Annotated in this window: 15 protein-coding genes and 4 tRNA genes; all 19 read right to left on the bottom strand. The window is 60.3% G+C overall.

Features of this window, described 5'->3' with window-relative positions:
• Nucleotides 1-4: 4 nt before the first annotated feature.
• Nucleotides 5-643: a 50S ribosomal protein L3 gene (gene rplC, locus ACDA63_RS10525; protein WP_373663186.1), complete on the bottom strand. Its 639-nt coding sequence runs from the start codon at nucleotides 641-643 to the stop codon at nucleotides 5-7.
• Between the two features lie 119 nt (nucleotides 644-762).
• The gene (gene rpsJ / locus ACDA63_RS10520) at nucleotides 763-1074 is read right to left on the bottom strand and encodes a 30S ribosomal protein S10 (protein WP_373663185.1); all 312 of its coding nucleotides are present in this window, start codon (nucleotides 1072-1074) and stop codon (nucleotides 763-765) included.
• 100 nt (nucleotides 1075-1174) lie between these two features.
• Nucleotides 1175-2365, bottom strand: a complete 1191-nt coding sequence (gene tuf / locus ACDA63_RS10515) for an elongation factor Tu (RefSeq protein ID WP_373663173.1) — start codon at nucleotides 2363-2365, stop codon at nucleotides 1175-1177.
• 30 nt (nucleotides 2366-2395) lie between these two features.
• A complete protein-coding gene (gene fusA / locus ACDA63_RS10510) occupies nucleotides 2396-4492 on the bottom strand; it encodes an elongation factor G (protein ID WP_373663184.1) in 2097 nt (698 codons plus the stop codon).
• Between the two features lie 122 nt (nucleotides 4493-4614).
• Complete coding sequence (rpsG, locus tag ACDA63_RS10505; protein WP_373663183.1) at nucleotides 4615-5085, bottom strand: 30S ribosomal protein S7; 471 nt, start codon at nucleotides 5083-5085, stop codon at nucleotides 4615-4617.
• A 30-nt stretch (nucleotides 5086-5115) separates the two neighbouring features.
• Nucleotides 5116-5493, bottom strand: coding sequence for a 30S ribosomal protein S12 (rpsL, locus tag ACDA63_RS10500; protein ID WP_373663182.1), 378 nt, complete (start codon nucleotides 5491-5493; stop codon nucleotides 5116-5118).
• A 125-nt stretch (nucleotides 5494-5618) separates the two neighbouring features.
• Complete coding sequence (gene rpoC / locus ACDA63_RS10495) at nucleotides 5619-9836, bottom strand: DNA-directed RNA polymerase subunit beta' (protein WP_373663181.1); 4218 nt, start codon at nucleotides 9834-9836, stop codon at nucleotides 5619-5621.
• Nucleotides 9837-9861: 25 nt separating this feature from the next.
• A complete protein-coding gene (gene rpoB / locus ACDA63_RS10490; protein WP_373663180.1) occupies nucleotides 9862-13995 on the bottom strand; it encodes a DNA-directed RNA polymerase subunit beta in 4134 nt (1377 codons plus the stop codon).
• A 218-nt stretch (nucleotides 13996-14213) separates the two neighbouring features.
• Nucleotides 14214-14591, bottom strand: a complete 378-nt coding sequence (gene rplL, locus ACDA63_RS10485) for a 50S ribosomal protein L7/L12 (RefSeq protein WP_373663179.1) — start codon at nucleotides 14589-14591, stop codon at nucleotides 14214-14216.
• A gap of 56 nt (nucleotides 14592-14647) precedes the next feature.
• The gene (gene rplJ / locus ACDA63_RS10480) at nucleotides 14648-15148 is read right to left on the bottom strand and encodes a 50S ribosomal protein L10 (RefSeq protein WP_373663178.1); all 501 of its coding nucleotides are present in this window, start codon (nucleotides 15146-15148) and stop codon (nucleotides 14648-14650) included.
• Between the two features lie 311 nt (nucleotides 15149-15459).
• Nucleotides 15460-16155 (bottom strand): 50S ribosomal protein L1, encoded by a 696-nt coding sequence (rplA, locus tag ACDA63_RS10475; RefSeq protein ID WP_373663177.1) that lies wholly within the window; start codon nucleotides 16153-16155, stop codon nucleotides 15460-15462.
• Nucleotides 16156-16587, bottom strand: coding sequence for a 50S ribosomal protein L11 (gene rplK, locus ACDA63_RS10470; RefSeq protein ID WP_373663176.1), 432 nt, complete (start codon nucleotides 16585-16587; stop codon nucleotides 16156-16158).
• Nucleotides 16588-16679: 92 nt separating this feature from the next.
• Entirely contained in the window at nucleotides 16680-17213 is a 534-nt protein-coding gene (gene nusG / locus ACDA63_RS10465) for a transcription termination/antitermination protein NusG (protein ID WP_373663175.1), read from the bottom strand.
• A complete protein-coding gene (secE, locus tag ACDA63_RS10460; RefSeq protein ID WP_373663174.1) occupies nucleotides 17210-17560 on the bottom strand; it encodes a preprotein translocase subunit SecE in 351 nt (116 codons plus the stop codon). The genes nusG and secE overlap by 4 nt, the downstream gene beginning before the upstream one ends.
• A 28-nt stretch (nucleotides 17561-17588) precedes the next feature.
• Nucleotides 17589-17664: transfer RNA gene (locus ACDA63_RS10455), tRNA-Trp, on the bottom strand.
• 87 nt (nucleotides 17665-17751) lie between these two features.
• The gene (gene tuf / locus ACDA63_RS10450; protein WP_373663173.1) at nucleotides 17752-18942 is read right to left on the bottom strand and encodes an elongation factor Tu; all 1191 of its coding nucleotides are present in this window, start codon (nucleotides 18940-18942) and stop codon (nucleotides 17752-17754) included.
• A gap of 45 nt (nucleotides 18943-18987) precedes the next feature.
• A tRNA-Thr gene (locus ACDA63_RS10445) sits at nucleotides 18988-19062 on the bottom strand.
• 12 nt (nucleotides 19063-19074) lie between these two features.
• Nucleotides 19075-19148 (bottom strand) — tRNA-Gly (locus ACDA63_RS10440).
• A gap of 80 nt (nucleotides 19149-19228) precedes the next feature.
• Nucleotides 19229-19313, bottom strand: a tRNA-Tyr gene (locus ACDA63_RS10435).
• Nucleotides 19314-19489: the final 176 nt, after the last annotated feature.

Genomic DNA, 19489 nt, shown 5'->3' with positions numbered 1-19489 from the left:
CCGCTCACGCCTTGACAGCCGGACGAACAACCACGTTGCCGCCGTCATGACCGGGCACAGCGCCCTTGACGAGCAGCAGACCGCGCTCGACATCGACACGCACCACTTCCAGGTTTTGCACGGTCGCCTTGACCGCACCCAGATGACCGGTCATGCGCTTACCCGGGAACACACGACCCGGATCCTGCGCCATACCGATCGAACCCGGCACGTTGTGGCTGCGCGAGTTACCGTGAGAAGCACGGTTGGAAGCGAAATTGTGACGCTTGATAACGCCGGCGTAGCCCTTACCGATGGACGTACCCGTCACATCGACCTTCTGGCCCACGGCAAAGATATCGACGCTGATCACGTCACCAGCCTTCAGGCTCTCGAGCTTTTCAGCGGCAACAGCGAATTCGCGCAGGATGCTGCCAGCCTCGACACCCGCCTTGGCGAGGTGACCGGCCAGCGCCTTCGAAACGCGGCTCGCACGGCGTTCGCCGTACGTAACCTGAACAGCCGAGTAGCCATCCAGATCAGGCGTCTTGATTTGGGTCACGCGATTGTTCGACACGTCAAGCACCGTCACCGGAACGGAAGCACCGTCCTCGGCAAAGATGCGAGTCATGCCGACCTTGCGACCAACAAGGCCCAGACTCATGTTTTTCTCCTATGACCCGGTTGCGATTGACCGAGCCGACGCATAAAAACGATAGCTCCGCGCCCAAAAAGACGCGAAGCCTTGGATTCTAACTTACCAACCCGTTGAAACGCAAGCTCTTACTGCAGCTTGATTTCCACGTCAACACCCGCCGGCAGATCCAGCTTCATCAGCGCGTCAACCGTCTTGTCGGTCGGATCGATGATGTCCATCAGGCGTTGGTGGGTGCGGATTTCGAATTGGTCACGCGAAGTCTTGTTCACGTGCGGGGAACGCAGAACGTTGAAGCGCTCGATGCGGGTCGGCAGCGGAACGGGGCCACGAACGACGGCGCCGGTGCGCTTGGCCGTATCGACGATTTCCAGGGCCGACTGGTCGATCAGACGATAGTCGAAAGCCTTGAGGCGGATACGGATTTTCTGGTTTTGCATGATGTGTGTCCTAAAGAGCGAAAGAGCGTAATGAAAAGTGCAGCTTCCGGATAAAACAACGCGGCCCGCAAGATTTGCGGGCCGCGCAGCATATCACGAATTACTCGATGATCTTGGCGACGACGCCAGCACCCACGGTGCGGCCACCTTCGCGGATCGCGAAACGCAGACCTTCTTCCATGGCGATCGGGGCGATCAGCTTCACCGTGATCGACACGTTGTCGCCCGGCATCACCATCTCGGTGCCTTCCGGCAGCGCGATCGAACCCGTCACGTCGGTCGTACGGAAGTAGAACTGCGGACGATAGTTGTTGAAGAACGGCGTATGACGACCGCCTTCGTCCTTGCTCAGCACGTACACTTCACCCGTGAAGTGCGTGTGCGGCGTGATCGAACCCGGCTTGGCCAGCACTTGGCCGCGCTCGACTTCTTCGCGCTTCGTGCCACGCAGCAGCACGCCGACGTTGTCACCGGCCTGACCTTGATCCAGCAGCTTGCGGAACATTTCCACGCCCGTGCAGGTGGTCTTGGTGGTCGGCTTGATACCGACGATTTCGATTTCTTCGCCGACCTTGACGATGCCGCGCTCGACACGACCCGTCACAACGGTGCCACGACCCGAGATCGAGAACACGTCTTCGATCGGCAGCAGGAACGGCTTATCAACTGCACGCTCCGGCGTCGGGATGTAGGAGTCCAGCGCATCGGCCAGGGCCATGATGGCCACTTCGCCCAGCTCGCCCTTGTCGCCCTCCAGCGCCTTCAGGGCCGAACCCTTGATGATGGGGATGTCATCGCCCGGGAATTCGTACTTGGACAGCAGCTCGCGCACTTCCATTTCGACGAGTTCCAGCAGCTCGGCGTCATCCACCATGTCGCACTTGTTCAGGAACACGATGATGTAGGGCACGCCCACTTGACGGGCCAGCAGGATGTGCTCGCGGGTCTGCGGCATCGGGCCGTCAGCAGCCGAACACACCAGGATCGCGCCGTCCATCTGCGCAGCACCCGTGATCATGTTCTTCACGTAGTCGGCGTGGCCCGGGCAATCAACGTGCGCGTAGTGACGGCTGGCCGTCTCGTATTCCACGTGCGAGGTGTTGATCGTGATACCACGTGCCTTTTCTTCCGGCGCGTTGTCGATTTCGTCGTACTTCTTCGCCGAACCGCCGAACTTCGCCGACAGCACCGTCGCGATCGCCGCCGTCAGCGTCGTCTTGCCATGGTCAACGTGACCAATCGTACCAACGTTCACGTGCGGTTTCGTCCGCTCGAATTTTTCCTTGGCCATTTCCCAATATCCTCGGTCAGTAGAGTGTGATTACTTCTTGTTAATGATGGCGTCAGCGACGTTCTTCGGCGCTTCGGCGTAGTGCTTGAATTCCATCGAGTACGTGGCGCGGCCCTGCGACAGCGAACGCATCGTCGTCGAGTAGCCGAACATTTCCGCCAGGGGCACTTCGGCCTTGATGGCCTTGATGCCACCAGGCAGATCTTCCATCCCCTGGACGATACCGCGACGGCTCGACAGATCGCCCATCACGTTGCCCATGTACTCTTCCGGCGTTTCCACTTCCACGGCCATCATCGGCTCGAGAATCACCGGACTGGCGCGACGGCAGCCTTCCTTGAAGGCCATCGAAGCTGCCATCTTGAACGCGTTTTCGTTCGAGTCCACATCGTGGTACGAACCGAAATGCAGCGTAACCTTGACGTCAACCACCGGGAAGCCGGCCAGCACGCCGTTCGGCAGGCTGTCCTGCAGGCCCTTGTCAACCGCCGGGATGTATTCGCGCGGCACGACACCACCCTTGATGGCATCGACGAACTCGTAACCCTTGCCTGCTTCGTTCGGCTCGATCTTGAGCACGACGTGACCATACTGACCACGACCGCCGGACTGCTTGACGAATTTGCCTTCGGCGTCTTCGACGACCTTGCGGATCGTCTCACGGTAAGCAACCTGCGGCGCGCCAACGTTGGCTTCAACGCCAAACTCACGCTTCATGCGGTCGACAATAATTTCGAGGTGAAGCTCGCCCATCCCGGAAATCACGGTCTGGCCGGACTCTTCGTCGGTGCGCACGCGGAACGACGGATCTTCTTGTGCCAGACGGCCAAGAGCCAGACCCATTTTTTCCTGGTCGCCCTTCGTCTTCGGCTCGACGGCCACGTGAATCACGGGCTCCGGGAATTCCATGCGCTCAAGCGTCACTTCTGCGTCCGGATCGCACAGCGTTTCACCCGTCGTCACCGACGACAGACCGATCGCCGCCGCGATATCGCCTGCGCGCACTTCTTCGATTTCCTGACGATCGTTTGCGTGCATCTGCACCAAGCGACCAATGCGCTCCTTCTTGCCCTTCACCGGGTTGTATACGGTGTCACCAGACTTCACCACACCGGAATACACGCGAATGAAGGTCAGCTGACCGACGTACTTGTCGGACATGAGCTTGAACGCCAGCGCCGAGAACTTCTCGTCATCGGAAGCCTTGCGTTCGACTTCTTGGTCGCGATCGTCCACGCCCTTGACCGGGGGAATATCGACCGGAGACGGCAGGAATTCGATCACGGCATCCAGCATGCGCTGAACACCCTTGTTCTTGAAGGCGGTCCCGCACAGCATCGGCTGGATCTCGCAAGCGATCGTACGATCGCGCAGCCCCTTGATGATGTCGGCTTCCGACAGCTCACCATTTTCGAGGTAGCTGTTCATCAAGTCTTCCGACGATTCCGCGGCAGCCTCGACCATCTTTTCGCGCCATTCGTTGCACGAATCAATCAGCTCAGCGGGAATGTCCTCGTACGTGAACTTGGTGCCTTGGGATGCCTCGTCCCAGATGATCGCCTTCATCTTGATCAGATCGACCACGCCCTTGAAGTTGTCTTCAGCGCCGATAGGCACGACAACCGGCACGGGGTTAGCGGTCAGGCGCTTCTTCAGCTGGTCGTAGACCTTGAAGAAGTTGGCACCGGTGCGGTCCATCTTGTTGACGAACGCCAGACGCGGCACGCCGTACTTGTTGGCCTGGCGCCACACGGTTTCGGATTGCGGTTGAACACCGCCGACCGCGCAGTACACCATGCAGGCACCGTCCAGCACGCGCATGGAGCGCTCCACTTCAATCGTGAAGTCCACGTGCCCCGGGGTGTCGATGATGTTCACACGGTGTTCCGGGAAGTTGCCAGCCATGCCCTTCCAGAACGTCGTCACAGCAGCCGAGGTGATGGTGATACCACGCTCCTGCTCCTGCTCCATCCAGTCGGTCGTCGCTGCACCATCGTGCACTTCGCCCAACTTGTGATTGACGCCGGTGTAGAAAAGAATCCGCTCGGTCGTCGTCGTTTTGCCGGCGTCGATGTGAGCAGAAATACCAATATTGCGATAGCGCTCGATCGGGGTCTTGCGTGCCACGGTATTAACCTTTAATTGAATGAACCCTGCAAATCAGGAGAGGGACTGGGGTCGCCGCCAAAAGCATTCGAGCCCTGTACAGGGCCCGAAGCTTGCCCATAAGGGCCAAATGCGGCTGACGATCAGAACCGGTAGTGGGCAAACGCCTTGTTGGCGTCGGCCATGCGATGGACTTCGTCGCGCTTCTTCATGGCAGCGCCACGGCCTTCAGCGGCCTCGATCAGCTCGCCGGCGAGGCGTTGAGCCATCGACTTTTCCGAACGCTTACGAGCAGCTTCACGAATCCAGCGCATCGACAGCGCCATGCGGCGGCTCGGACGCACTTCCACGGGAACCTGATAGTTGGCACCACCGACGCGGCGGCTCTTCACTTCCACCACCGGCTTAACATTGCCGACTGCCGACTGGAAGACCTCGATCGGGTTCTTGCCGGACTTGGCAGCAATGACATCCAGCGCACCGTAGACAATGCGTTCGGCAACAGCCTTCTTACCGGACATCATGATGACGCTGACAAACTTGGAAACGTCCTGGCTACCGAATTTCGGATCAGGCAGAACTTCACGCTTGGGTACTTCGCGACGACGTGGCATGGCAAACCTCTATTCAACAATACCGGACAATTAAGCCTGCTTCGGACGCTTCGCGCCGTACTTCGAGCGGGACTGCTTACGATCCTTGACGCCCTGCAGGTCGAGAGAACCGCGCACGATGTGGTAACGCACACCAGGCAAGTCCTTCACACGACCGCCGCGAATCAGGACAACCGAGTGCTCTTGCAGGTTGTGGCCTTCACCGCCGATATAGGAGATGACTTCGAAGCCATTGGTCAGACGAACCTTGGCGACCTTACGAAGCGCGGAGTTCGGCTTCTTCGGGGTCGTCGTATAGACACGAGTGCAAACGCCACGCTTCTGCGGACAGGCTTCCAGCGCAGGGACCTTGCTCTTGGCCTGCGCAACTTGACGCCCTTGGCGTACCAGCTGGTTAATTGTAGGCATAGTACATTTCTTATTGATGTCGAGCCGCGGACTCGCCGCCGCTCGACGAATAAAACACAGGAGTCGACTGCGATTGGTCGACCCATTCAAAGACGCGGGAGTATAAACGCCCCCCGCGCCACCCGTCAACCTGCGTGGGATGTCTCGGAGACTTCCTCGCTCGGCAGTTGCGCCGCTTCGCCAGTGATGCCGCCGCCCAGATCGAGCCCTGCCGACTGCGCCCGACGGGTGCGGTGGTAGGCCAGACCGGTACCGGCCGGGATCAGGCGACCGACGATCACGTTTTCCTTCAGGCCGCGAAGTTCATCGCGCTTGCCCATGATGGCCGCTTCGGTCAGCACACGCGTCGTTTCCTGGAAGGAAGCGGCGGAGATGAACGAATCGGTGGACAGCGACGCCTTCGTGATACCCAGCAGCATGTACTCGAAGGTGGCCGGCTGCTTGTCTTCGGCGATCACGCGATCGTTTTCGTCCAGCAGTTCCGAACGCTCGACCTGCTCTTCACGGATGAAGCGCGTATCGCCCGGATCGGAGATCACCGTACGACGCAGCATCTGGCGCACGATCACTTCGATGTGCTTGTCGTTGATCTTCACGCCCTGCAGACGATAGACGTCCTGCACTTCGTCGATGATGTAGCGAGCCAGCGCTTCGACGCCCTGCAGACGCAGGATGTCGTGCGGATCGGCCGGACCGTCGACAATCAGTTCGCCACGCTGGACGACCTGACCATCGTGCACCATCACGTGCTTGTCCTTCGGAATCAGGAATTCGTGCGCCGTGCCATCCGGCTCGGTGATCACGAGACGCTGCTTGCCCTTGGTGTCCTTGCCGAACGACAGCGTACCCGTCACATCGGCCAGCATGCCGGCATCCTTCGGAGCACGCGCTTCGAACAGTTCGGCCACGCGCGGCAGGCCCCCGGTAATGTCGCGGGTCTTGGCGGATTCCTGCGGGATACGTGCAAGCACGTGACCCACGGCAACCTGTTCGCCATCCTTCACGGTGATCAGCGAGCCGACCTGGAAGGTAATCGTGACGGACTGTTCGGTACCGGCGATTTTCACTTCCTCGCCGGCGTCGTTGATCAGCTTGACCTGCGGACGCACGCCCTTGCTTGCAGCGCCGCCCGAACGACGCTTGGCGTCGATGACGACGAGCGTCGACAGACCCGTGACTTCGTCGATCTGCTTGGCAACGGTAGCGCCTTCTTCGACGTTCTCGAACTTGATGGTACCGGCGTACTCCGTGATGATCGGACGCGTATGCGGATCCCAGGTTGCCAGTTGCGTGCCGGCCTTGATGGCGCTGCCATCGTCGACCAGCAGCGTGGCGCCGTACGGCAGTTTGTGACGTTCGCGCTCACGACCGACATCATCCGCCACGACCATTTCGGCCGAACGTGCGATGACAATCTTCTCGCCCTTGGCGTTCGTGACGTAACGCATGTTGCCGGTGAAGCGTACGGTACCCGCCGACTTGGCTTCGACCGAGCTCGCAACCGCTGCGCGGGATGCTGCACCACCAACGTGGAAGGTACGCATCGTAAGCTGAGTGCCCGGCTCGCCGATCGACTGGGCGGCGATCACGCCGACCGCCTCGCCGACGTTCACCAGATGACCACGGCCCAGGTCGCGACCGTAGCACTTGGCGCACATGCCGTAACGGGTTTCGCAGGTCAGCGGCGTGCGCACGCGCACTTCGTCCACACCCAGCGAATCGATCAGGTCGCAGGCGTTTTCGTCCAGCAACGTGCCGGCGTCCAGCACGGTTTCCTGCGTCTCGGGGTTGATGACGTCGTCAGCCGCGACACGGCCGAGGATACGTTCACGCAGCGGTTCGACCACTTCACCGCCTTCGACCAGTGCCTTCATGACGAAGCCGGCATTGGTGCCGCAGTCCTCTTCCACCACGACCAAATCCTGCGTCACATCGACCAAGCGACGAGTCAGGTAACCGGAGTTCGCGGTCTTGAGTGCCGTATCGGCCAGACCTTTACGAGCACCGTGAGTCGAGATGAAGTACTGAAGAACGTTCAAGCCTTCGCGGAAGTTCGTCGTGATCGGCGTCTCGATGATCGAGCCGTCCGGCTTGGCCATCAGGCCGCGCATACCCGCCAGCTGACGAATCTGGGCGGCCGAACCACGGGCGCCGGAGTCAGCCATCATGTAGATGGAATTGAACGACTCCTGCTTGACGTTGGCACCGTGACGGTCGACCACGTCTTCCTGACCGAGGTGCTCCATCATCGCGCGGGCAACCTGGTCGCCGGTGCGGCCCCAGATATCGACCACCTTGTTGTAGCGCTCGCCTTCGGTCACGAGACCGGACGCGTACTGCTGAGCGATTTCCTTCACTTCGTGTTCGGATGCGCTGATGATCTTTTCCTTCGCCTCGGGGACCAGCATGTCCTTGATGGCGATGGAGATGCCGGCGCGCGTGGCCAGGCCGAAACCGAACTGCATCAGGCGGTCGGCGAAGATCACGGTTTCACGCAGGCCGCAGCGGCGGAACGAGGTGTTGATCAGGCGCGAGATTTCTTTTTTCTTCAGCGCCTTGTCGATCACCGAGAACGGCAGTCCGGCAGGCAGAATTTCGGACAGCAGTGCGCGGCCCGCGGTCGTGTTGTAGCGCGTGATCTTCTCGATCTTTTCGCCAGCCGGGGTCACGTCGTATTCGCGGATACGCACGGACACCTTGGCGTGCAACGAGATCTGGCCCGACTCATAGGCACGCTTGACTTCCGACACGTCAACGAAGGCCATGCCTTCGCCCGGGACGTTCACGCCAGCGCGGGTCGCGTAGTACAGACCCAGCACGATATCCTGCGACGGGACGATGATCGGCTCGCCGTTGGCGGGCGACAGCACGTTGTTGGAGGCCAGCATCAGCGTGCGGGCTTCCATCTGCGCTTCCAGCGACAGCGGCACGTGGACGGCCATCTGGTCACCGTCGAAGTCGGCGTTGAAGGCCACGCAGACCAGCGGGTGCAGTTGGATCGCTTTGCCTTCGATCAGGATCGGCTCGAATGCCTGGATCCCCAGACGGTGCAGCGTCGGCGCACGGTTGAGCATGACCGGGTGTTCGCGGATGACATCTTCCAGGATATCCCACACCACCGGCTCTTGCGATTCAACCAGCTTCTTGGCCTGCTTGATGGTCGTGGCCAGCCCCATCAGCTCGAGTTTGTTGAAAATGAACGGCTTGAACAGCTCCAGCGCCATCAGCTTGGGCAGACCACACTGATGCAGCTTGAGTTGCGGGCCCACGGTAATCACCGAACGACCGGAGTAGTCGACGCGCTTACCGAGCAGGTTCTGGCGGAAACGACCGCCCTTACCCTTGATCATGTCGGCCAGCGACTTGAGCGGACGCTTGTTGGCGCCCGTCATCGCCTTGCCGCGGCGGCCATTGTCCAGCAACGAGTCAACCGATTCCTGCAGCATGCGCTTTTCGTTGCGCACGATGATTTCCGGCGCTTTCAGTTCGAGCAGGCGCTTCAGGCGGTTGTTGCGGTTGATGACGCGACGATACAGATCGTTCAGGTCCGAAGTCGCGAAGCGGCCACCATCCAGCGGCACCAGCGGACGCAGATCCGGGGGCAGCACCGGCAGCACTTCCATGATCATCCAGTCCGGCTTGATGCCGGATTGCATGAAGGCCTCCAGCACCTTGAGGCGCTTGACGATCTTCTTGATCTTGGCCTCAGAACCCGTGGTTTCCAGCTCGGAGCGCAGACGTTCGATTTCCGACGTGATGTCGATCGAACGCAACAGGCCACGAATACCTTCCGCGCCCATCAGCGCCACGAACTCATCGCCGTATTCTTCGACCTTGGCGAGGTAGTCGTCTTCAGTCAGCAGCTGACCGCGCGTGAGCGGCGTCATGCCGGGCTCGACCACGACGAATGCTTCGAAGTACAGCACGCGCTCGATATCGCGCAGCGTCATGTCGAGCACCATACCCAGACGCGACGGCAGCGACTTCAGGAACCAGATGTGCGCCACCACCGAGGCCAGCTCGATGTGACCCATACGTTCGCGGCGAACCTTCGACAGCGTGACTTCGACGCCGCACTTTTCGCAGATCACGCCACGGTGCTTCAGGCGCTTGTACTTACCGCACAAGCACTCGTAGTCCTTGACCGGGCCGAAGATCTTGGCACAGAACAGGCCATCGCGCTCCGGCTTGAAGGTGCGGTAGTTGATGGTTTCAGGCTTCTTGACCTCGCCGTAAGACCACGAACGGATCTTTTCCGGCGAAGCTAGGCCGATGGTAATCGCATCGAACTCTTCTTCGTTCGGGAGCGTTTGCTTAAACAGATCAGCAAGCAAGCTTTTCATTCTTTACTCCAGTCCAGTTCGCGGCTCAGAAACGCTCGAGATCGATATCGATCGCCAGCGAGCGAATTTCCTTCACCAGCACGTTGAACGACTCCGGCATGCCAGCATCGATCTTGTGTTCGCCCTTGACGATGTTTTCGTACACCTTGGTACGGCCAGACACATCGTCCGACTTCACGGTCAGCATTTCCTGCAGCGTGTAAGCCGCGCCGTAGGCTTCCAGCGCCCACACTTCCATTTCACCGAAACGCTGGCCGCCGAACTGCGCCTTACCACCCAGCGGCTGTTGCGTCACCAGCGAGTACGGGCCAGTCGAGCGTGCGTGCATCTTGTCGTCGACAAGGTGATGCAGCTTGAGAACGTGCTTGTAGCCGACAGTCACCTGACGCTCGAACGGATCGCCAGTGCGGCCATCGAACAGCATTACCTGACCGGACACCGGCATGTCCGCGAGCTTCAGCATCGATTCGATGTCGTCTTCCGAAGCACCATCGAACACGGGCGTCGCGAACGGCACACCCTTGCGCAGGTTGCTGGCCAGTTCGATCACTTCGCCGTCACTCAGCTCACCGACGTTTTCGCCGTTGTCGTTGCCGTTGTAGATATCGTTCAGGAAGCCACGGACTTCCTTCGCGGTGGCTTGCGCCGACAGCATGGCATCGATCTTCTTGCCCAGGCCCTTCGAGGCCCAGCCAAGGTGAGTTTCGAGGATCTGACCAATGTTCATCCGCGACGGCACGCCGAGCGGGTTCAACACGATGTCGACCGGAGTGCCGTCAGCCATGTACGGCATGTCTTCGATCGGGACGATCTTGGAGACCACACCCTTGTTACCGTGGCGGCCGGCCATCTTGTCGCCGGGCTGCAGGCGACGCTTGACAGCCAGGTAGACCTTGACCATCTTCTGGACGCCCGGGGGCAGTTCATCGCCCTGGGTGAGCTTCTTCTTCTTCGCTTCAAAAGCGAGGTCAAAGTCCTTGCGGGTCTTTTCCAGACCTTCCTTCAACTGCTCGAGTTGCTGCGCGACAGCGTCGTCGGCCAGACGGATGTCGAACCAGTTATAGGCTTCGAGTTCGGCCAGGTATTCCTTGGTGACCTTGGCGCCCTTGGCCAGCTTCTTCGGACCACCGTTGACGGTCTGACCGACGATCAGGCGTTCGATACGCTCGAAGGTGTCGCGCTCGACGATACGCATCTGGTCAGCCAGGTCGAGGCGGAAGCTCTTGAGCATGTCATCGATGATCGACTGAGCACGCTTGTCACGCTCGATGCCTTCACGCGTGAACACCTGCACGTCGATGACGGTGCCGTTCATGCCGGAGGGCACGCGCAGCGAGGTGTCCTTAACGTCGGAGGCCTTCTCGCCGAAGATCGCGCGCAGCAGCTTTTCTTCCGGCGTCAGTTGGGTTTCGCCCTTCGGCGTCACCTTGCCGACCAGCACATCGCCAGCGTCGACTTCGGCGCCGATGTACACGATGCCGGACTCGTCCAGTCGGGACAGTTGCGCTTCGCCCAGCGAGGCGATGTCACGGGTGATTTCCTCAGGCCCCAGCTTGGTGTCGCGGGCAACGACCGTCAGTTCTTCGATGTGGATCGACGTGAAGCGGTCTTCAGCGACGACGCGCTCGGAGATCAGGATCGAGTCTTCGAAGTTGTAGCCGTTCCACGTCATGTACGCGACCAGCATGTTCTGGCCAAGAGCCAGTTCACCCAGGTCGGTCGACGCGCCGTCAGCGATCACGTCACCCTTGGCCAGACGGTCGCCGATCTTCACGATCGGGCGCTGGTTGATGTTCGTGTTCTGGTTCGAACGCGTGTACTTGATCAGGTTGTAGATATCGACGCCGACTTCGCCCGGAACGGTTTCATCGTCATTGACACGCACCACCACGCGATTTGCGTCGATGTAGTCAACCACACCACCACGCAGCGCCTGCACGGTGGTACCCGAGTCAACCGCCACCGTACGTTCAATGCCGGTGCCGACGAGCGGCTTTTCCGGACGCAGGCAAGGCACCGCCTGACGCTGCATGTTGGCGCCCATCAGCGCGCGGTTTGCATCGTCGTGCTCCAGGAACGGAATCAGCGAAGCAGCAACCGACACGATCTGCGACGGCGACACGTCCATGTACTGAACCTGGCTCGGCTCGACCAGCATGGCTTCACCCTTGTAACGGGCGGACACCAACTCACCGGTCAGCTTGTCGTCAGCGCCGATTTCGGCGTTCGCCTGAGCAATGATGTACTGGCCTTCTTCGATCGCCGACAGGAAGTCCACTTGGTCGGTCACAACGCCCGCATCCACACGGCGGTACGGCGTCTCCAGGAAGCCGTGGCGATTGGTGCGGCCATAGACGGCGAGTGAGTTGATCAGGCCGATGTTCGGACCTTCAGGCGTCTCGATCGGGCACACGCGACCATAGTGCGTCGGATGCACGTCGCGGACTTCAAAGCCCGCGCGCTCGCGCGTCAGACCGCCCGGGCCCAACGCCGAAACACGACGCTTGTGCGTGATTTCGGACAGCGGGTTGGTCTGGTCCATGAACTGCGACAGTTGGCTGGAGCCGAAGAACTCCTTGATCGCGGCCGAAATGGGCTTGGCGTTGATCAGGTCGTGCGGCATGAGGTTGTCGCTTTCGGCCTGACCGAGGCGTTCCTTCACTGCGCGCTCGACACGCACCAGACCGGCACGGAACTGGTTCTCGGCCAGCTCACCCACCGAACGCACGCGGCGATTGCCCAGGTGGTCGATATCATCGATTTCACCGCGCCCGTTGCGCAGTTCCACCAGCACGCTGATGACCGACAGGATGTCTTCGTTCGACAGCACGCCCGCGCCGTCGTCGCCGTGCTCACCGGCGTTGGCGTAGAAACGCTTCAGCCATTCCGGCGCGCGCTCATCCAGCTTCTCCGGGTAGGCGCGGCGGTTGAACTTCATGCGGCCGACCGTCGACAGGTCGTAACGCTCTTCCGAGTAGAACAAGCCTTGGAACAGCGATTCCACGGCGTCTTCGGTCGGCGGCTCGCCCGGACGCATCATGCGGTAGATGGCGACACGCGCTTGCCACTGGTCGGCGGTTTCGTCCGAACGCAGCGTCTGCGAAATGTAGCCGCCGCGATCCAGGTCGTTGATGTACAGCGTCTTGAACTGCTTGACGCCCGCGATCGCCAGCTTGTTGAGCAGGTCTTCAGTCAATTCGTCATTGGCGCGGGCCAGCAATTCGCCAGTGGCCGGATCGATGACATCGTGCGCCAGCGTGCGGCCGGCGACGAAATCTTCAGGCACTTCGATCGTTGTGATGCCGGCGGCGGCAACGTCACGAATGTGCTTGGCGTTGATGCGCTTGTCCTTGGCGACGATGACGTTGCCCTTGCTGTCGACGATGTCGAAGCGGGCGACTTCACCGCGCAGACGATCGGGCACCAGCTCGAAGCGGACCTTGTCACCGGCCAGTTCGAAGGAGTCGAAGTCATGGAACGTGGCGAGGATTTCCTCGTGCGTCATCCCAATGGCCTTCAATAGGATGGTGACCGGCATCTTGCGGCGACGGTCGACACGGAAGAACAGGAAGTCCTTCGGATCGAACTCAAAGTCAAGCCACGAGCCACGGTAAGGAATGATGCGCGCCGAGAACAGCAGCTTGCCGGAGCTGTGCGTCTTGCCGCGGTCGTGCTCGAAGAACACGCCCGGCGAACGGTGCAACTGCGACACGATGACACGCTCGGTGCCGTTGATGACGAACGAGCCGGTAGTCGTCATGAGCGGGATTTCGCCCATGTAGACTTCCTGCTCCTTCACTTCCTTGATGGTTTCCTTCGGTGCTTCGCGATCGAGAATCACCAGACGCACGCGGGCGCGCAGCGGCGACGCGAAGGTCAGACCGCGTTGCTGACATTCCTTGACGTCGAACGCCGGCTCGCCAAGGATGTAATGAACGAACTCCAACCGAGCGTTACCTGAGTGCGACACGATCGGGAAGATCGATGTGAACGCGGCCTGCAGGCCTTCGTTCCGCCTGGCTGCCGGCGGCACATCCGCCTGCAGGAAACCAGTGTAAGACTCCAGTTGAGTCGCCAACAGGAAGGGGACATTCAGAACGTTTGCACGCTTGGCAAAGCTCTTGCGAATGCGCTTTTTCTCGGTGTAGGAGTACGCCATACAAGCTCCGGGTCAAGTCCGACGGCAGAGGACAGAAGGCAGCGTTGTCCAGGGCACAGAGATGAACTCCGGCAACAACGCTGTCTTATGGCCTGCGTGTTGCGACAACACGCGACAAAACGCGAATCCCCACGCCATCGTCAGGGTCCGCGCGGTACTACAAAGCACAAAAGGGTTGGCGACAATTTGCCGCCAACCCTGCTGTTCGCTCAGTCGAATTACTTGACTTCGACCTTGGCGCCAGCGTCTTCCAGTTGCTTCTTCAGCGCTTCGGCGTCGGCCTTGGCGATGCCTTCCTTCACGGGCTTCGGCGCGCCATCGACCAGATCCTTGGCTTCCTTCAGGCCCAGGCCGGTAGCAGCGCGAACCACCTTGATGACTTCAACCTTCTTGTCGCCGGCGGCAGCCAGGACAACGGTGAACTCGGTCTGCTCTTCAGCAGCGGCGCCGCCAGCAGCGGCACCACCAGCGGCCGGAGCGGCCATTGCAGCGGCGGACACGCCGAACTTCTCTTCAATGGCCTTGACCAGGTCATTGAGTTCCAGAACCGTCATGCTGTCCAGCGCGGACAGGAAAGCGTCTTTATCGAATGCCATTTTCGTATTCCTGAATATGAATTGATTTGCAGTGATTGGTAGCGATCAAGCCAGTATTAGGCCGCGACGGCCTCGCCCTTCTTCGCGGCCACGGCAGCGATGCCGCGGGCCAGACCGGAGATCGGCGACTGGATGAGACCCAGCAGTTGTGCCAGCAGGACTTCCTTGCTCGGGACGGAGGCAAGCGCTTGCACGCCAACCGTATCGAGCACCTTGCCGCTGTACGAACCGGCTTTGACCACCAGCTTGTCGTTGGACTTGGCGAATTCGCTCAGCACCTTGGCGGGCGCAACGGCGTCCGAGCCGATCGAATAGATCAGCGGGCCGCTCATGTGCTCGGCAAGGCCGGCGAACGCGGTGTCAGCCACCGCACGACGTGCCAGGGTGTTCTTCAGCACACGGAGATACACGCCTTGTTCGCGGGCCTTGGCACGCAGCACGGTGAGGTCGCCCACTTCCATGCCACGGTATTCGGCCACGACGATCGTCTGCGCGTTCGCCACTTGTGCTGACACCTCGGCCACGACGGCCTTCTTGTCATCGAGATTGAGACTCAAGGTCAGCTCCTAACTATTACGGGTCCAGGCTTTCACCCTTCCCCACCACGGCGACCTCAAATTCAGGAACACGTTTTGCCCGGCAAGCCGGACAAAGGACACAAACCTGTTTTCGGGTAGCGCCATCTGCGCAGGGCGTTCGCATCAGACATCGGAGATGCCTTCCACGCTGTTTAAGTCCGGTACATGCCAAGTAGCGTGTGCCGAGGACCCCTGCGGTCTTTGACAACCCTGGCCCAGACTGTCTTCGACAGTCAAAGCCAGGCCCAAAGTTCTGTGCGGGCTGGCATAGGCCAGCCCGGCTTTGAAAATTACTGCTGGATGCTGGTCGGTTCAACGCGGACGCCAGCGCCCATCGTCGAAGACACAGCCATCTTGCGCAGGTATTGACCCTTCGACGCAGCCGGCTTGGCCTTGACGAGGGCGTCAACCAGCGCGACCAGGTTCTGGCTCAGCGCTTCGACCGAGAAGGAAGCACGGCCGATGGTGGCATGAACGATACCGGCCTTGTCGGTGCGGTACTGAACCTGACCCGCCTTGGCGTTCTTGACTGCAGTCGTCACGTCCATGGTCACGGTGCCGACCTTGGGGTTCGGCATCAGGCCACGCGGACCGAGGATCTGGCCCAGGGCACCCACGACACGCATCGCGTCCGGGGTGGCAATGCACAGATCGAAGTCGATATTGCCAGCCTTGACTTGCTCAGCCAGATCGTCGAAACCGACGACGTCGGCGCCAGCGGCGCGAGCCTCTTCAGCCTTCGGACCTTGGGCGAACACGGCAACGCGGACGCTCTTGCCGGTACCGGCAGGCAGCACCACGGAACCACGCACCACCTGGTCCGACTTCTTGGCATCGACGCCAAGATTGATGGCCACGTCGACGGATTCGTCGAACTTGGCGCTGGCGATTTCCTTGACCAGGCTCAGAGCCTCGGCGGCGGCGTAGACCTTGTTGCGATCAACCTTGGCGCGCAGCGCCTGAACACGCTTGGACAGCTTGGCCATTTACACGCCCTCCGTCGTAATGCCCATGCTGCGGGCGGAACCGGCGATGGTGCGAACAGCCGCGTCCAGATCGGCAGCGGTCAGATCCTTCATCTTGGTCTTGGCGATTTCTTCCAACTGGGCACGCGTCACCTTGCCGACCTTGTCGGTATGCGGCTTCGGCGAACCTTTTTGCACACCAGCGGCCTTCTTGATCAGAACGGTTGCCGGCGGGGTCTTGATGATGAACGTGAAGCTCTTGTCCGCGAAGGCCGTGATCACGACCGGCAGCGGCAGGCCCGGCTCGACGCCTTGGGTCTGGGCGTTGAACGCCTTGCAGAACTCCATGATGTTCAGGCCGCGCTGACCTAGCGCGGGACCGATCGGGGGCGAAGGATTAGCCTTGCCCGCCGGCACTTGCAGCTTGATATAGCCGACGATTTTCTTTGCCATGATGGCTCCTGTGAGTGAGTGATAGCGCACCGCCAACTAGTGACAGCGCTCCTCGTGCCGGGGAAGAACGGCCCCGGCGCCCGTCAAGACTGTCAGGCCTTTTCGACCTGGCTGAATTCAAGCTCGACCGGCGTTGCACGGCCGAAGATGGTCACCGAAACGTGCAGACGGTTCTTTTCGTAGTTGACGCTCTCGACCGACCCGTTGAAATCGGTGAAAGGGCCTTCCTTTACGCGAACGTACTCGCCAACTTCGAACAACACCTTGGGGCGCGGCTTTTCCACGCCTTCCTGCATTTGATGCAGGATCTTTTCGACTTCCTTCTCGGAGATCGGCGTCGGCTTGTTGCCGGAGCCGCCCACGAAACCAGTCACCTTGGGCGTACTCTTGACCAAGTGCCAAGTCTCGTCGTTCATCTCCATTTCGACCAGAACGTAACCCGGAAAGAACTTCCGCTCGGTCACACTCTTCTGGCCGCTTTTCATTTCGACCACTTCTTCGACGGGCACCAGGATCTGACCAAACAGATCCTGTACGCCAGAACGCGCAATGCGCTCAACGAGCGCACGCTTGACCGACTTCTCGAAGCCCGAGTAGGCGTGAACCACGTACCAACGCTTGCTCATGACTTCCACCCCAGAATCACACCGTAGAACAGCCACTCCAGGCCCTTGTCCACGATGAACAGGAACAACGCCATGACCACCACGAAGGCAAACACGGCACCGGTAGTCTGGACGGTTTCTTTCTTCGTGGGCCAGACGACCTTCTTGGTCTCGGTCACTGCCTCACGGGCGAAATCCGCAAATCGACGACCAGGCGTCGTCGACCAGCCCACCAGGGCACAGGCCACGACACCAGCCAGCACGCTCAGCACGCGATAGATGGTTGCGTATTCGCCAAGCAGGTAAAAGCCCGCCACGCCGGCAACCAGCAACAGCAGCGCAATCACGAACTTGATTTTATCGGCCATCGAACTTGCAGCCCATGTGAAGTGAAAGTGGCAGGGGCAGAGGGTCTCGAACCCCCAACCTTCGGTTTTGGAGACCGACGCTCTGCCAATTGAGCTATGCCCCTGCAGCAGAACTGTAAAGCGCCCGACGACATTTCCACCGCCGGGCGCCTTCGGCAACCGTCACTGGACGGCCACCGCAATCAGACAAATTACTCGATGATCTTGGCGACGACGCCGGCACCCACTGTGCGGCCACCTTCGCGGATCGCGAAACGCAGACCTTCTTCCATGGCGATCGGGGCGATCAGCTTCACCGTGATCGACACGTTGTCGCCCGGCATCACCATCTCGGTGCCTTCCGGCAGCGCGATCGAACCCGTCACGTCGGTCGTACGGAAGTAGAACTGCGGACGATAGTTGTTGAAGAACGGCGTATGACGACCGCCTTCGTCCTTGCTCAGCACGTACACTTCACCCGTGAAGTGCGTGTGCGGCGTGATCGAACCCGGCTTGGCCAGCACTTGGCCGCGCTCGACTTCTTCGCGCTTCGTGCCACGCAGCAGCACGCCGACGTTGTCACCGGCCTGACCTTGATCCAGCAGCTTGCGGAACATTTCCACGCCCGTGCAGGTGGTCTTGGTGGTCGGCTTGATACCGACGATTTCGATTTCTTCGCCGACCTTGACGATGCCGCGCTCGACACGACCCGTCACAACGGTGCCACGACCCGAGATCGAGAACACGTCTTCGATCGGCAGCAGGAACGGCTTATCAACTGCACGCTCCGGCGTCGGGATGTAGGAGTCCAGCGCATCGGCCAGGGCCATGATGGCCACTTCGCCCAGCTCGCCCTTGTCGCCCTCCAGCGCCTTCAGGGCCGAACCCTTGATGATGGGGATGTCATCGCCCGGGAATTCGTACTTGGACAGCAGCTCGCGCACTTCCATTTCGACGAGTTCCAGCAGCTCGGCGTCATCCACCATGTCGCACTTGTTCAGGAACACGATGATGTAGGGCACGCCCACTTGACGGGCCAGCAGGATGTGCTCGCGGGTCTGCGGCATCGGGCCGTCAGCAGCCGAACACACCAGGATCGCGCCGTCCATCTGCGCAGCACCCGTGATCATGTTCTTCACGTAGTCGGCGTGGCCCGGGCAATCAACGTGCGCGTAGTGACGGCTGGCCGTCTCGTATTCCACGTGCGAGGTGTTGATCGTGATACCACGTGCCTTTTCTTCCGGCGCGTTGTCGATTTCGTCGTACTTCTTCGCCGAACCGCCGAACTTCGCCGACAGCACCGTCGCGATCGCCGCCGTCAGCGTCGTCTTGCCATGGTCAACGTGACCAATCGTACCAACGTTCACGTGCGGTTTCGTCCGCTCGAATTTTTCCTTGGCCATGTCTATACCTCAAACTGAGCAAAAGGCGGTTCAACAAAAATGCGATGGTGCCCATGGCGTGGATTGAACACGCGACCTCTCCCTTACCAAGGGAGTGCTCTGCCACTGAGCTACATGGGCACGACCAGAAGCTGGAGCGGGTGAAGGGAATCGAACCCTCGTCGTAAGCTTGGAAGGCTTCTGCTCTACCATTGAGCTACACCCGCGTACAACGAGCCGCTTGAAGAAACACGCGGTTCGCACTTACTACCCACGCGCCGCACACAGAGGCACGGCATTCAAATTCTGGTGGAGGGAGAAGGATTCGAACCTTCGAAGGCAGAGCCGTCAGATTTACAGTCTGATCCCTTTGACCGCTCGGGAATCCCTCCACGTGAGACGCAGCACTATAGAGACCGCAAAAGAACAAGTCAAGCGCCTTCTGGAGAAAAAGCCCCAAACCCGGCGTAGCGCAATAGGCGCCTTGCTGGAGACACCCAGGGATCGCCGCCGTTCCCTTAAGTGAAGCCCGTTCCTGCCGTGAACCCTTGTTATTCGGCGAGGCGCC

Origin of the sequence: Uliginosibacterium sp. sgz301328 (assembly GCF_041807905.1) — a bacterium.
Lineage (GTDB): Bacteria > Pseudomonadota > Gammaproteobacteria > Burkholderiales > Rhodocyclaceae > JBGVSA01.
Note: the sequence above shows the minus strand (reverse complement) of the source record. Positions and strands in the feature narration are given on the sequence as shown.

What these genes read in the sequence shown, in the direction of transcription:
- rplC (WP_373663186.1), bottom strand. Translation starts at nt 643, where the DNA reads ATGAGTCTGGGCCTTGTTGGTCGCAAGGTCGGCATGACTCGCATCTTT.
- rpsJ (WP_373663185.1), bottom strand. Translation starts at nt 1,074, where the DNA reads ATGCAAAACCAGAAAATCCGTATCCGCCTCAAGGCTTTCGACTATCGT.
- tuf (WP_373663173.1), bottom strand. Translation starts at nt 2,365, where the DNA reads ATGGCCAAGGAAAAATTCGAGCGGACGAAACCGCACGTGAACGTTGGT.
- rpsG (WP_373663183.1), bottom strand. Translation starts at nt 5,085, where the DNA reads ATGCCACGTCGTCGCGAAGTACCCAAGCGTGAAGTTCTGCCTGATCCG.
- rpsL (WP_373663182.1), bottom strand. Translation starts at nt 5,493, where the DNA reads ATGCCTACAATTAACCAGCTGGTACGCCAAGGGCGTCAAGTTGCGCAG.
- rpoC (WP_373663181.1), bottom strand. Translation starts at nt 9,836, where the DNA reads ATGAAAAGCTTGCTTGCTGATCTGTTTAAGCAAACGCTCCCGAACGAA.
- rpoB (WP_373663180.1), bottom strand. Translation starts at nt 13,995, where the DNA reads ATGGCGTACTCCTACACCGAGAAAAAGCGCATTCGCAAGAGCTTTGCC.
- rplL (WP_373663179.1), bottom strand. Translation starts at nt 14,591, where the DNA reads ATGGCATTCGATAAAGACGCTTTCCTGTCCGCGCTGGACAGCATGACG.
- rplA (WP_373663177.1), bottom strand. Translation starts at nt 16,155, where the DNA reads ATGGCCAAGCTGTCCAAGCGTGTTCAGGCGCTGCGCGCCAAGGTTGAT.
- rplK (WP_373663176.1), bottom strand. Translation starts at nt 16,587, where the DNA reads ATGGCAAAGAAAATCGTCGGCTATATCAAGCTGCAAGTGCCGGCGGGC.
- nusG (WP_373663175.1), bottom strand. Translation starts at nt 17,213, where the DNA reads ATGAGCAAGCGTTGGTACGTGGTTCACGCCTACTCGGGCTTCGAGAAG.
- secE (WP_373663174.1), bottom strand. Translation starts at nt 17,560, where the DNA reads ATGGCCGATAAAATCAAGTTCGTGATTGCGCTGCTGTTGCTGGTTGCC.
- tuf (WP_373663173.1), bottom strand. Translation starts at nt 18,942, where the DNA reads ATGGCCAAGGAAAAATTCGAGCGGACGAAACCGCACGTGAACGTTGGT.